We start from the raw sequence: 10535 nt of genomic DNA, 5'->3' as shown, positions 1-10535 counted from the left end.
CCGCGCGGGGAGGGCAGCCGGGCGGCCCGGCAAGACGGCGGACGACTGCTCTATTGCACGTCTCGGATTCGGATGCAAAGAAATCCCCGGTCCAGCCGGCGGTCGGACCGACCGAAGGGTATTTTCAGAGCCGCTCCCAAACGGACCGCATGCGCGTTCGTGAGTGGGACGACATCCTCGAAGACGTGGTCGAATCGAACGCCGATCCCGGTGGCTGGCGAGCCGTCGGCGGCGACCGCGCGAGCGGCATCGGCGAAGACCTCTACATCGGCCACCCGGCTGCCGGCGTCTTCCAGCTCAAGACCTACGCCAGGAACCCCTACGACGTGCAGGGCGTGGGATCGCAGGTGGCTCGCCGGATCGACGACGAGCTCGATCCGCTGTTTCCCGAGCAGGGGACCGGTGCCTTCGGCGTCCAACAGCCCGTCGAGGACGAGGGCGAGGCCGAGGAGACGGCGAAGGAACTGGCGGCCGTCCTCGAAACCCACGCCGACGCGCCGACGACGCCCGACGCGCTGTTCGAGGACGTGATGGACGCGCTGGACTCGCCGGCCTACGGGCCGATGGACTTCGACCACTACGACCGCCCCGAGGAGATGGACGAACTGACCGACACCTTCGAAGAGGCCGAGGAGTTGCTCGAAGCCGAGTTCGAGGACGTGGTCGACGAAGACGTTGGCAGGGGCTTTCACTGATGGTCCAGCCCTCCGTCACGGACGAGGACCGCCGGTCGTTCCTCCTGAAGTTCCGCGTCGGCTTCGCCCTGTTCGTGGGCGTGTCGATGGCACTCGTCGCGCTGAACGTCTCGGCGAGTCTCCCGACGATCGGTGGGGCCGGCGTCGCCGGGACGGTCGCCGGTGCCGTGCTCGGCTGGTGGGTGTTCCCAGACAGCGTGGCGCTTGGCTTCGTGAACCGGCGTCGCTGAGACGAGCGACGAGCCGTCCGTTTTTCGCTACTCCGAGATGGCGGGCCGCGCCGACGACGTGACAGCAGTCGCGAGGCGAGAGCCTACTCGGTCATTCGCCGTGCTGGAGGCCGTCGAGCATCGCGAAGACGTGTGTCTCCTCGCCGGAGAGTTGCTGTGGGTAGAGCCCCAGCGCCACGACGTAGTCCCCGTCGTGTTTCACCGTCGTCACGTGAATGTACACGTCGATGGACTGTCCGCCGAGTTCCGCCGTCCCCTCGTACTTCTCGACGCCCGCCTCGGATCCGAGTACCGTGTGCGTCTGATTCTCGACCTGTTGGCCGACGCTGAGACCATCGTAGTTGGAGCCAAACTGCGAGAGCAGCTCGCGGTTGGACATGTCACTGATCGGGTTGAACGTCTGGGAGGCGACGCTCACCTCCGGGCTGGAGAACGTCGCGAACACCGCCGCCCGCTGTTCGCCCAGCGGGCCGAGGTCGATCGAACGCTCGTACTGTGCGAGGTGGTTCGTCACGTTGACCTGCCGACTCTGGCCCGCGACGGTAAACTCCCGAGAGACCGTCTGACTCTCGTTGAGCGTCTGCTCGTAGCCAGTTTCGGAGAGGGCCTCGTCGCTGACACTCGCGGGTGCAGATTCGAACGCGAGCGCTTCGTCGCCGAGGAGAAAGCCACAGCCGGCCGTGGTCGCGACGAGCGCGACCGACAGGAGAATCGCCAGTTTGCGCATACAGATGGGTTCGCGCCAGCGACCATATGCTTGCTGGCCATCGGGGCGTCACGGGTCGACGCGACGGAGCCACGCGGCGGGATCGTCCAGCTCGGCGTCGGTCGGCAGCGAGTCGGGGCTGTCCCAGACCGCGCCGGCCCCCGCGACGCCTCGCTCGTCCGCGACGGCGTCGAAGAAGGCCTTCCCCCGTTCGTACTGGCGGCGCTTCATCCCCAGCCCGAGCAGTCTGCGGATCAGCTTCGCGATCGGTCCCTGGCCGCCTCTGCGCTCGTCGAGCTTGCGCCGGAGGTCGTCGTACTCGTCGTCGAAAGCACGATCCATGACGAGTTCGGCGTACCCTTCGACGGCCGTCATCGTCGTGTCGAGTTCGCCCAGCGAGGCCCGGTCGATCGACCCCTCGGTGAGCGCGCCGATGGCGTCTTCCATCGTCGACTCCAGGTGATCGGAGAGCCACGGGGCCGCGCCGAACTCTGCGGCGTGGGCGACCTCGTGGAAGGCGATCCAGCGACGGAAGCGGTCGGGGTCGACGGCGAGCGTCGACGCGACCTGTTCGATGTTCGGGTGGACGAAGTACAGCGCGTGGTCGTCGCCGTCGTCGGCCAGCAAGAGCGGATCGTACTGGCCGAGGACGTTCCGGCCCAGAAAGGAGAGCGCGAACGCCATCGAGCCGGTGTTGGCGACACGGGCGACGCCGGGCATGAGGTCGGCTTGCTGTTCGATCGGGCGCATCACCCGCTCGAAGGTCTCGACGTTGGCGTCGATCCAGTGGTGGCGGTTCTGGATCTCGACGGTCTCCGGGAGGTCGAAGCCGACGTCGGCGACGTTCCGAACGCGGTCGCGAGCGGCACGCACGTCGTCGGCGTAGGCCGCCTCCTGCCGATCGGTGAGTGCCAGCGAGCCGGGATCGGTCGAGCTCTTGGCCGCCGCCGCGACGGCGTTCCAGTCGATCGGTCCGTCACCGGAGGCCCCGGCGACGGCCTGCACGCTGTGGTACAATCCCATACGCGCACAAGGCGACGGGTCGGGATAGGCCTTCTCCCCGTGGCCCGTTCCCGTCTTCGCACTCCGAATCAGTCGGCTCCGACGGCGTCGATCGCGCGTCCGACGAGCCAGGCCAGCGCGAGGAGAGTCGCCACCACAGCCGCCGTGGCGACCGGGCGAGCCCGCCCCTCGCGGACGAGTGCCGTGGCCAGTCCAGCGGGTCGCACCGTCGTCGGCGACCCACCGACAGTCGTCCCGATCGGGCCGTCGGCGCTGGGACCAGTGGTGGCGACGACGGCGTCGTGGACCGCCACGTCGACGGTCAGGTCGGTCGTCGAGAGGAGCCTGCCGACGCCACCCTCCGGCAGCGAATCGCGCAACGCCAGCGCTGCCGGGAGCGTCGGTGCGTCGACGACGATCCGGTTCCCGCGATCGCGGACGTAGTACTCGTGGCCGTCGACGGTCAGGGTCAGCTCCGCGTCGACCGACAGCGGCGGGAACCGATCAGTCTTGCTCACGGGTCGTGACCCGGAGCGTTCCGTCGACCCGCCAGTGAGCGTGGTCGGCGTCGTCGCCGGTGCCGCTTGGCACGTCGACTTCCATATCCTCGAACTCGTACGTGATCTCGGCGTTGCGGCCGGTCAGACGGTCGTAGAGGCTGATCGCGAGGTCGGGCCAGGTGGTCGTTTCGTCGATGCGCTCTTCGGGATTGTCTGTTTGACTCACGAGAAACGTGTTCTCACTGAAACTACTTAAACTAATGACCAAACAGTGGGGAGACCGGCCGATCAAGACAGATCGTCGGTGTCGACCAGACCCTCGCCCCCGGAGAGTGCGCGTCCGGCCACCGCCGCGACGGCGGCGACGCCGAGCGCGACCGCCAGTAGTCGCACGATCGAACGCCCGCTGTCGTCCTCGTCGTCGGTGTCCGCTCGTTGTGACTCCGATTGGGCACCGCTATAGGGTGCGTTGTTCGTGATCGTCGCGTCGTCGAGGTGGAGTTCGAGGAACGTGAACTCGGCCATGGCAGCGTTTCGAACGGGCGACACTTATCGCTTCGCCCGCAGGTCTCTGGCAAGATACATGACGGATGCCGGCGAAGGCCCGGCCATGGACGAGGACCGACGCAGGTTTCTCGACGAACTGCTCTCGACCGCGACGCCCTCCGGCTACGAGACGGCGGGCCAGCGAGTCTGGATCGACTACGTGGAATCGTACGCCGACGAGGTGAGAGTCGACGACTACGGCAACGCCGTCGCAGTGCTGAAGGGAAGCGGTGACGCCGAGGTCGCGCTCGCGGGCCACGGCGACGAGATCGGCTTCATCGTCCGGGACGTGACCGACGACGGCTTCCTGCGGATCGACCGCATCGGCGGCTCGGACAGCACCGTCTCGCGGGGCCAGCACGTCACCGTCCACACCGACGACGGCCCGATCGACGGCGTCGTCGGACAGACGGCGATCCACCTGCGAAACGGCGAGAAAGACGACGTGCCCGGAATCAACGAACAACACGTCGACATCGGGGCCGAGGACGGCGACGAGGCCGAACAGTTGGTCTCGCGTGGCGACCCGATCACCTTCGAACAGACGATCAGCGAACTGCAGAACGGCTACCTCTCGGCCCGCGGGATGGACAACCGAATCGGCATCTGGGCGGCCGCGGAGGGACTGCGCCGGGCCGCGGAAACCGGTACCGACGCGACGGTCTACGCCGTCTCGACGGTACAGGAGGAAGTCGGCGTCCAGGGCGCGAAGATGGTCGGCTTCGACCTCGATCCAGACGCCGCGATCGCCGTGGACGTGACCCACGCGACCGACCAGCCGGACTCGCCGGGAAAGCGCTCCAGCGGCGTCGCGCTCGGTGACGGCCCGGTGATCGCCCGCGGGAGCGCGAACCACCCCGTGCTGGTCGACGCGGTCAGAGACACCGCCGAGACCGAGGACATCGACGTGCAGTTGCAGGCGACGGGCAACCGAACCGGCACCGACGCCGACGCCTTCTACACGTCGCGTGGCGGGATCCCGTCGCTCAACGTCGGTCTCCCCAACCGCTACATGCACACCCCCGTCGAGGTGATCGACCCGGCAGACCTCGAAGCCGTGGCAGACCTCCTGGCCGGCTTCGCGGCCCAGGCCGACGCGCTCGCGCCGTTCAGCGTCGACCTGTGAGTTCGCAAGCGGTACGTTTATACACTCGTCGCCAGCCCGTTGGGGTATGAGTGGACGACCGCTCGACGTGCTCGAGGCGTCACTGGGCGAGACAGTCACCGTACATCTCAAGGGCGGCGAGCTGTACGAAGGTGAGCTCTCGGGCTACGATCAGCACATGAATCTCGTCATCGAAGACGAAGACACAACGATTATACGCGGCGACAACGTCGTCTCTATCAAACCATGACTGGTGCAGGAACTCCGAGCCAGGGTAAGAAGAACACCACGACGCACACGAAGTGTCGTCGGTGCGGCGAAAAGTCCTATCATACAAAGAAGAAAGTCTGTTCGGCGTGTGGCTTCGGTAACTCGGCCAAACGCCGCGACTACGAGTGGCAGAGCAAATCCGGCGAATAACCCAACATGCACGAAAAGTGCGGCGTCGTCGGCATCGCACTCCAAGACCGTGACGCCGCCCGCCCGCTTTACTACTCTCTCTACGCGCTCCAGCACCGCGGCCAGGAGTCGGCCGGTATCGTCACCCACGACGGCTTCCAGCAACACAGCCACGTCGAGATGGGGCTGGTCGGCGACGTGTTCGAGCCCGACGATCTGGCGTCGCTGAACGGCTCGAACGGGATCGGACACGTTCGCTATCCGACGGCCGGCAGCGTCGACTCCTGCTGTGCACAGCCGTTCTCGGTCTCGTTCAAGTCCGGCTCGCTGGGACTGTCCCACAACGGGAACCTCGTCAACGCCGACGAGATTCGCGACGAACTCGCGAACCTCGGCCACGCGTTCACGAGCGACGGCGACACGGAGGTCATCGCCCACGATCTGGCCCGGAACCTCCTCGAAGCCGACCTCGTCCGTGCGGTCAAGCGGACGATGTCACGGATCCACGGCTCCTACGCCCTGACGATCTCTCACGACGACACCGTCATGGGCGTTCGTGACCCGGAGGGCAACCGCCCGCTGTGTATCGGCAAGCTCGACGACGGCTACGTGCTCACCTCGGAGTCGGCCGCCATCGACACGCTCGACGGCGAGCTGATCAGAGACGTCAGGCCCGGCGAGCTGGTCGTGCTCCACGACGACGGCACCGGCTTCGACAGCTACCAGCTCGTCGAACAGGAGAACACGGCCCACTGCTTCTTCGAACACGTCTACTTTGCGCGCCCCGACTCGACCATCGACGACAATCTGGTCTACGAGGTGCGGCGCGAACTGGGCCGGAAGCTCTGGGACGAGTCCGGCGTCGACAGCGACGTCGTCCTCCCGGTGCCCGACTCCGGGCGCGCCTTCGCCTCCGGCTACGCCGAGGCGGCCCAGGAGAGCGGCGTCGACATCGAGTTCGCCGAGGGGCTGATGAAAAACCGGTACGTCGGCCGGACGTTCATCATGCCGACCCAGGACGAGCGCGAGCGGGCAGTGCGGCTCAAGCTGAACCCGATCAAGTCGACGATCGAGGGCAAGACCGTCACCATCATCGACGACTCGATCGTCCGCGGGACGACCTCGACGCAGCTGATCGAGCTGCTGAAGGACGCGGGCGCAGAGGAAGTCCACGTCCGCATCGGTGCCCCCGCGATCATCTCGCCGTGCTACATGGGCATCGACATGGCCACCCGCGACGAGCTGATCGCGGCCGACCGGTCCATCGAGGAGATCCGCGACGAGATCCAGGCCGACTCGCTGTCGTATCTCTCGGTCGAGGCCATCGCACAGAGCCTCGACAAGGGCCAGGACGAGCTGTGTCTGGGCTGTGTCACCGGCGAGTACCCCTACGACATCGAGGGCGAGGAGACCGACCGCGAGGTCGACCGCCCCGTCATCGGCGACCAGACGATGGAAGCCGACGACTGAGCCCCGCGATCTTCTTCCGACCGTCTCAGAACAGCCAGTACAGCATCGCGTAGACGACGATTCCGAGGGCGAACGAAATCAGCCACAGGCCAGCCGCTGCTTTGCCGACGCGCGGGTGTGGCGTGTCCGGTAGCTCGGCGATGGGATGGCTGTACGCCAGCAAGAGCGCGTAGTACACCAGCGGGATGCAGACGATCGCGAGCAGGATGTGGACGGCCAGCACGGGGAAGTAGACGTACGTCTCGATCCAGGCCGGCGCGCTCTCGGGGAAGCCGGTCGGGCCGAGCAGCGAGACGCGGTACAGATAGAGGACGAGGAAGGCGACGAACAGCGCGAACGTCGTCGCCATCAGTCGCTTGTGGCGGCCAACGTCGCCACGCTTGATCGCACGGACGCCGACGACGATCGTCCCGATCGCGGTCGCGCTGATCGCCGCGTTGGCGTGGGGAATCGCCGCCAGGACGGAGTCGGGCGCTGCGGGCAGCGCCGTCGCGGGACCGACCCGCAAGACGGCACCGAAGACGAGCGCCAGCGAGACGATCGTGAGGAGGGTCGTCAGGACCCCGGTACGCTCTCGGACCAGTCGTTCCATGGGCGGCAGTTGGTCCGCGCGGACAAGGCGGTTGCGTTCGTGGAACGCCACGGCTTTGGGACGCCCCCACGGAGAGAGCGACATGCTCGAAGCCGGAGCCACCGCCCCGACGTTCGAACTGCCAGATCAGGACGGCGAGACCGTCTCACTCTCGGAGTACGAGGGCCAGCGCGTCGTCCTCTACTTCTACCCCCGAGCCGACACGCCGGGCTGTACCAAAGAAGCCTGTGGCTTCCGCGACGAGTGGGACGCGTTCGCGGATCGAAACGTCGCCGTCCTGGGGATCAGCGACGACCCCGTCGACGACCTGGCGGCCTTCGCGGCGGAGTACGACCTCCCGTTCACGCTCCTGTCGGACGAGGACGGCGCTGTCGCCGCCCAGTACGACTCCTACGGAGAGAAGAACATGTTCGGAAACACCTTCGACGGCGTCTTCCGGAACACGTACGTGATCGACCCCGACGGCGTGGTCGAACGCGTCTACGAGGGCGTCTCGCCCGAGGGACACGCAGAGGAAATTCTGACTGACCTCGACTGACGCGGCCGATCGCTATCACGTCCCACGACACCATGTCACAATAACACACAAGTTCGAGGGGAGACCACCGTCGTCCATGTCCGACGCGTTCGGCCGCGCGATCCGCGACCACCACCGGGGAGAGCGGTCGGCTCCCCTGCTCGTGAAAGACGGCGACGACACCGAAGAACACCCCATCGAGACGTTCTACTTCGAACCGTTCGACGGTGAGGGCCACGGCGAGTGGCTCGAAGCCTGGCTCGACGGCCCCCTGCTCGATCTCGGGGCGGGCACCGGCCGACACGCGCTGTACTTCCAGGAGCGGTTCGAGACCGTCGCCATCGAGCCCAGCGACGCGCTCGTCGAGACCATGCGAGAGCGAGGCGTCGAGGACGCCAGACGTGGCGACATGTTCGCGCTGCCCGACCGCTTCGAGCGCGACCGCTTCCAGTCGGCGCTGGCCATCGGCACGCAGATGTGTCTCGCGGGCTCGATGGACGGACTCCGGCAGTTTCTCGCCGATCTGGCCCACGTCACGACGGCAGACGCGACCGCCGTCGTCCACAGTTACGATCCGGCCGTCGACGGCGTCGAAGAGCTCGTCGGCTACCGAGCGGACCCGACGCCGGGACTCGCCCACCGGGTGATGACCTTCGAGTACGAGGGCGAGACGAGCGATATTCTGCAGTTTCGACTGTTCGGTCCGGAGCGACTGCGAGAAGCGACGGTCCCGACTCCCTGGAGCGTCGAAGACGTGATCCGACCCAACTGGGACGGGAGCTACCGTGCGGCCCTCGCGAAGACGGACCAGAGGTCGTGACGGACGGCGATGTCAGAGCCGCCCGGTCCAGCCACACTCGGTGCAACTGCACAGGCCCTGTCCGTTGACCGTCGCCGCCGAGCAGATCGGACACGCTGCAGTCGGCTGGCCCCCGTCGGCGATGGCCCTCCCGGCGCTGGGCGGCGTCTCGGCCGTCGCGGGCAACTCCGGGTGGCAGTCGGGACAGATCCACTCGATACTCCGGTGGGTCATCGATTCGGCGTGTTTGCGGTGTCGCCACACTTCGCGGACGTCGGCGTCGCAGCTGTCACACTGTACCATGTTACCTTCACTCACAGTAGAGTCAGTAAAACGCGTTTCCCTAATTGTGGTGTCGTGCATCTAGATACCTTATACGCTGAACAGGCGCAATACCACGGCGTTCACGCCGTGGATACGCGCCGTCACTTGGGGAAAGTATCCACGTTCGACAGCACTCTGAGTTTCAGAATACTGGTGTTTAAGAGACAGGAAACCCTATCAGTAGGGAGGAATCGGTCGGAACGGAGCGGATTCCGAACCGTCCTTCGGAGGTGGCCTGTCCACCCACGCAATGAGACAGTATCCGAAAGGGGAGTCGGTGAACGCACATTCCAGCAGAGTGTGTCTGTGCCGACTGCTCAAAGCGAGTCAGAAGGTACCCCCGACTCTGCTGACGCCTACTGGCGTCCCTGTGGCAAAAACAACACCGGGACGCCATATACGGTCGAGGATAGGGGTAACGGCCACTTGGCATGGCCAGCAGTCCACCAGTCCGACACTGTGGGACTACCCGTGCCCGAAAGGACTGGGAGTCCGGTGATTGGACTCCAGACCTGAAACTCCCACCGCTCGGGATTCCTCCGCGTTCACGCGGAGGAGGATGTCAAACGCTAATCTCTCCCGGTAGCTGTCCCGAGCGATGAACGAACGGCGAATATTCGCCCGTCTTCGTAAACAGAGCCGCAAACTTTCTGGCTCTGTAAATCACGTTCACCGTTTAAGTCCCATCCGGGAGTGGATTCGGTCGTGACCCTCCAGATAGGAACTGCACTCGGCCGCGGAAGCCGACGTGCGCTGTCGACGAGTGGTATCGCCCTGATGGCATTGACCGTCGCGTATCAACTGGTGTTCGTCGGCTCGATCAACACGGCCGTCGCCGGCCTGTTGCCGGACACGGCCCAGCAGGGACAGATCGGGCTGACGCTGCCGATCTCGACGAGCGTCTCCGGGTTGCTGGCAGTGGTCTCGATCCTGTTCGGGACGTACGTCCTCCTCGTCGCGACGCGACTCCTCGTGCGGGAACCCGGCGAGCTGTCGTCGCTCCCGAGCGAGCTGTTCACCCACCGCGTCGGCCGGGCACTGGTCGCCGCCGTGGTCGCGAACGTCGTCGTCTCGATCACCGTCACGCTCGGACTGATCGCGCTCGTCGTCCCCGGCCTCTTCCTGTCGGTGAGCTTCACGTTCGCCTTCTTCGCGATCGGCGTGGAAGATCAGGGACCGATCGACGCGCTCCGACGGAGCTGGGAGCTCGCGACGGGCAACCGCTGGCGACTGTTCGGGCTCGTCTTGATCGTCGGGATCGTCGCGGGCGCGGTCGGCGGTCTGAGTTCCCTCTTCGCGATGGCTGGCCCGGCCGTCGGACAGATCGTGATCCTGACGATCATTTCCATCGTCACGATCGTCAACTACGGCATCCTGGCCGACGCGTTCGTCCAGCTCCGGACAGAAGCCGCGTCCGAGCCAAAAATTCAGTAAGTACGCAGTTACTGGAACTACGAGAAACACGTCGTGGCTGGCTTCTGCCACGATCTCGTAGAGGACACAGCCGTGACGGCGGACGAGATCGGTTCGAACAGAGTATGGAGGTGTGAACGTGACGCTGTCGTGATTCGATTCGGTAGACACGGTGGGCTGAACCACGAACGTCCGCCGAGCGAAGTGAGGCGGTTCGCCGCAAGTCGCGCTCTCCGA

The 10535-nt window shown here is 65.8% G+C and carries 16 protein-coding genes; 9 read left to right on the top strand and 7 right to left on the bottom strand.

Annotation, left to right across the window (positions count from 1 at the left end):
• The first annotated feature begins 149 nt into the window (after nucleotides 1-149).
• Nucleotides 150-695 carry a hypothetical protein gene (locus AC5FRZ_RS07640; protein ID WP_372479111.1) on the top strand — a complete coding sequence of 182 codons (546 nt, stop codon included), beginning with the start codon at nucleotides 150-152 and terminating at the stop codon, nucleotides 693-695.
• Entirely contained in the window at nucleotides 695-925 is a 231-nt protein-coding gene (locus AC5FRZ_RS07635; RefSeq protein ID WP_015763059.1) for a DUF8527 family protein, read from the top strand. Before AC5FRZ_RS07640 ends, AC5FRZ_RS07635 begins: the two co-directional genes overlap by 1 nt.
• Before the next feature lie 91 nt (nucleotides 926-1016).
• Here AC5FRZ_RS07635 and AC5FRZ_RS07630 read toward each other — a convergent pair whose 3' ends face one another.
• From AC5FRZ_RS07630 to AC5FRZ_RS07610, 5 genes are all read right to left on the bottom strand, one after another.
• Nucleotides 1017-1652: a DUF6517 family protein gene (locus tag AC5FRZ_RS07630; protein WP_208627859.1), complete on the bottom strand. Its 636-nt coding sequence runs from the start codon at nucleotides 1650-1652 to the stop codon at nucleotides 1017-1019.
• A 48-nt stretch (nucleotides 1653-1700) separates the two neighbouring features.
• On the bottom strand, nucleotides 1701-2654 hold the full coding sequence (locus AC5FRZ_RS07625; RefSeq protein ID WP_170094099.1) for a zinc-dependent metalloprotease: 954 nt from the start codon (nucleotides 2652-2654) through the stop codon (nucleotides 1701-1703).
• A gap of 68 nt (nucleotides 2655-2722) precedes the next feature.
• Nucleotides 2723-3151, bottom strand: a complete 429-nt coding sequence (locus tag AC5FRZ_RS07620; RefSeq protein ID WP_493564287.1) for a hypothetical protein — start codon at nucleotides 3149-3151, stop codon at nucleotides 2723-2725.
• On the bottom strand, nucleotides 3138-3359 hold the full coding sequence (locus tag AC5FRZ_RS07615) for a hypothetical protein (protein ID WP_153553227.1): 222 nt from the start codon (nucleotides 3357-3359) through the stop codon (nucleotides 3138-3140). The genes AC5FRZ_RS07620 and AC5FRZ_RS07615 overlap by 14 nt, the downstream gene beginning before the upstream one ends.
• A gap of 62 nt (nucleotides 3360-3421) precedes the next feature.
• On the bottom strand, nucleotides 3422-3658 hold the full coding sequence (locus tag AC5FRZ_RS07610; protein ID WP_372479115.1) for a hypothetical protein: 237 nt from the start codon (nucleotides 3656-3658) through the stop codon (nucleotides 3422-3424).
• An 85-nt stretch (nucleotides 3659-3743) separates the two neighbouring features.
• Here AC5FRZ_RS07610 and AC5FRZ_RS07605 point away from each other — a divergent pair, with 85 nt between their 5' ends.
• From AC5FRZ_RS07605 to purF, 4 genes are read left to right on the top strand one after another with little or no spacing between them, the layout of a single operon-like run.
• Nucleotides 3744-4805: a M20/M25/M40 family metallo-hydrolase gene (locus tag AC5FRZ_RS07605; RefSeq protein ID WP_493565081.1), complete on the top strand. Its 1062-nt coding sequence runs from the start codon at nucleotides 3744-3746 to the stop codon at nucleotides 4803-4805.
• Between the two features lie 46 nt (nucleotides 4806-4851).
• Complete coding sequence (locus AC5FRZ_RS07600; protein ID WP_015763052.1) at nucleotides 4852-5034, top strand: LSM domain-containing protein; 183 nt, start codon at nucleotides 4852-4854, stop codon at nucleotides 5032-5034.
• Nucleotides 5031-5204: a 50S ribosomal protein L37e gene (locus AC5FRZ_RS07595; RefSeq protein ID WP_015763051.1), complete on the top strand. Its 174-nt coding sequence runs from the start codon at nucleotides 5031-5033 to the stop codon at nucleotides 5202-5204. The genes AC5FRZ_RS07600 and AC5FRZ_RS07595 overlap by 4 nt, the downstream gene beginning before the upstream one ends.
• Nucleotides 5205-5210: 6 nt before the next feature.
• On the top strand, nucleotides 5211-6653 hold the full coding sequence (gene purF / locus AC5FRZ_RS07590) for an amidophosphoribosyltransferase (RefSeq protein ID WP_170094096.1): 1443 nt from the start codon (nucleotides 5211-5213) through the stop codon (nucleotides 6651-6653).
• 25 nt (nucleotides 6654-6678) lie between these two features.
• Here the strand turns inward: purF and AC5FRZ_RS07585 are convergent, their stop codons facing one another.
• Nucleotides 6679-7245 carry a DUF420 domain-containing protein gene (locus AC5FRZ_RS07585; RefSeq protein WP_170094095.1) on the bottom strand — a complete coding sequence of 189 codons (567 nt, stop codon included), beginning with the start codon at nucleotides 7243-7245 and terminating at the stop codon, nucleotides 6679-6681.
• 82 nt (nucleotides 7246-7327) lie between these two features.
• Here AC5FRZ_RS07585 and bcp point away from each other — a divergent pair, with 82 nt between their 5' ends.
• The gene (gene bcp / locus AC5FRZ_RS07580) at nucleotides 7328-7783 is read left to right on the top strand and encodes a thioredoxin-dependent thiol peroxidase (RefSeq protein WP_493564286.1); all 456 of its coding nucleotides are present in this window, start codon (nucleotides 7328-7330) and stop codon (nucleotides 7781-7783) included.
• Between the two features lie 76 nt (nucleotides 7784-7859).
• Nucleotides 7860-8582 carry a class I SAM-dependent methyltransferase gene (locus AC5FRZ_RS07575; protein WP_493564285.1) on the top strand — a complete coding sequence of 241 codons (723 nt, stop codon included), beginning with the start codon at nucleotides 7860-7862 and terminating at the stop codon, nucleotides 8580-8582.
• Between the two features lie 12 nt (nucleotides 8583-8594).
• Here the strand turns inward: AC5FRZ_RS07575 and AC5FRZ_RS07570 are convergent, their stop codons facing one another.
• A complete protein-coding gene (locus tag AC5FRZ_RS07570; RefSeq protein WP_493564284.1) occupies nucleotides 8595-8864 on the bottom strand; it encodes a hypothetical protein in 270 nt (89 codons plus the stop codon).
• A gap of 714 nt (nucleotides 8865-9578) precedes the next feature.
• On the opposite strand from AC5FRZ_RS07570, the gene AC5FRZ_RS07565 reads away from it, so the two are divergent.
• Complete coding sequence (locus AC5FRZ_RS07565; RefSeq protein ID WP_170094091.1) at nucleotides 9579-10319, top strand: DUF7847 domain-containing protein; 741 nt, start codon at nucleotides 9579-9581, stop codon at nucleotides 10317-10319.
• The last annotated feature ends 216 nt before the right edge of the window (nucleotides 10320-10535 follow it).

It is taken from the genome of Halomicrobium sp. HArcht1-1, from assembly GCF_058933285.1.
The sequence above is the reverse complement of the archived record's forward strand: the minus strand, read 5'-3'. Positions and strand labels throughout refer to the sequence as shown.

Coding starts and splice junctions, on each gene's coding strand:
- AC5FRZ_RS07640 (WP_372479111.1), top strand. CDS start 150: ATGCGCGTTCGTGAGTGGGACGACATCCTCGAAGACGTGGTCGAATCG.
- AC5FRZ_RS07635 (WP_015763059.1), top strand. CDS start 695: ATGGTCCAGCCCTCCGTCACGGACGAGGACCGCCGGTCGTTCCTCCTG.
- AC5FRZ_RS07630 (WP_208627859.1), bottom strand. CDS start 1,652: ATGCGCAAACTGGCGATTCTCCTGTCGGTCGCGCTCGTCGCGACCACG.
- AC5FRZ_RS07625 (WP_170094099.1), bottom strand. CDS start 2,654: ATGGGATTGTACCACAGCGTGCAGGCCGTCGCCGGGGCCTCCGGTGAC.
- AC5FRZ_RS07610 (WP_372479115.1), bottom strand. CDS start 3,658: ATGGCCGAGTTCACGTTCCTCGAACTCCACCTCGACGACGCGACGATC.
- AC5FRZ_RS07605 (WP_493565081.1), top strand. CDS start 3,744: ATGGACGAGGACCGACGCAGGTTTCTCGACGAACTGCTCTCGACCGCG.
- AC5FRZ_RS07600 (WP_015763052.1), top strand. CDS start 4,852: ATGAGTGGACGACCGCTCGACGTGCTCGAGGCGTCACTGGGCGAGACA.
- AC5FRZ_RS07595 (WP_015763051.1), top strand. CDS start 5,031: ATGACTGGTGCAGGAACTCCGAGCCAGGGTAAGAAGAACACCACGACG.
- purF (WP_170094096.1), top strand. CDS start 5,211: ATGCACGAAAAGTGCGGCGTCGTCGGCATCGCACTCCAAGACCGTGAC.
- AC5FRZ_RS07585 (WP_170094095.1), bottom strand. CDS start 7,245: ATGGAACGACTGGTCCGAGAGCGTACCGGGGTCCTGACGACCCTCCTC.
- bcp (WP_493564286.1), top strand. CDS start 7,328: ATGCTCGAAGCCGGAGCCACCGCCCCGACGTTCGAACTGCCAGATCAG.
- AC5FRZ_RS07575 (WP_493564285.1), top strand. CDS start 7,860: ATGTCCGACGCGTTCGGCCGCGCGATCCGCGACCACCACCGGGGAGAG.
- AC5FRZ_RS07570 (WP_493564284.1), bottom strand. CDS start 8,864: ATGGTACAGTGTGACAGCTGCGACGCCGACGTCCGCGAAGTGTGGCGA.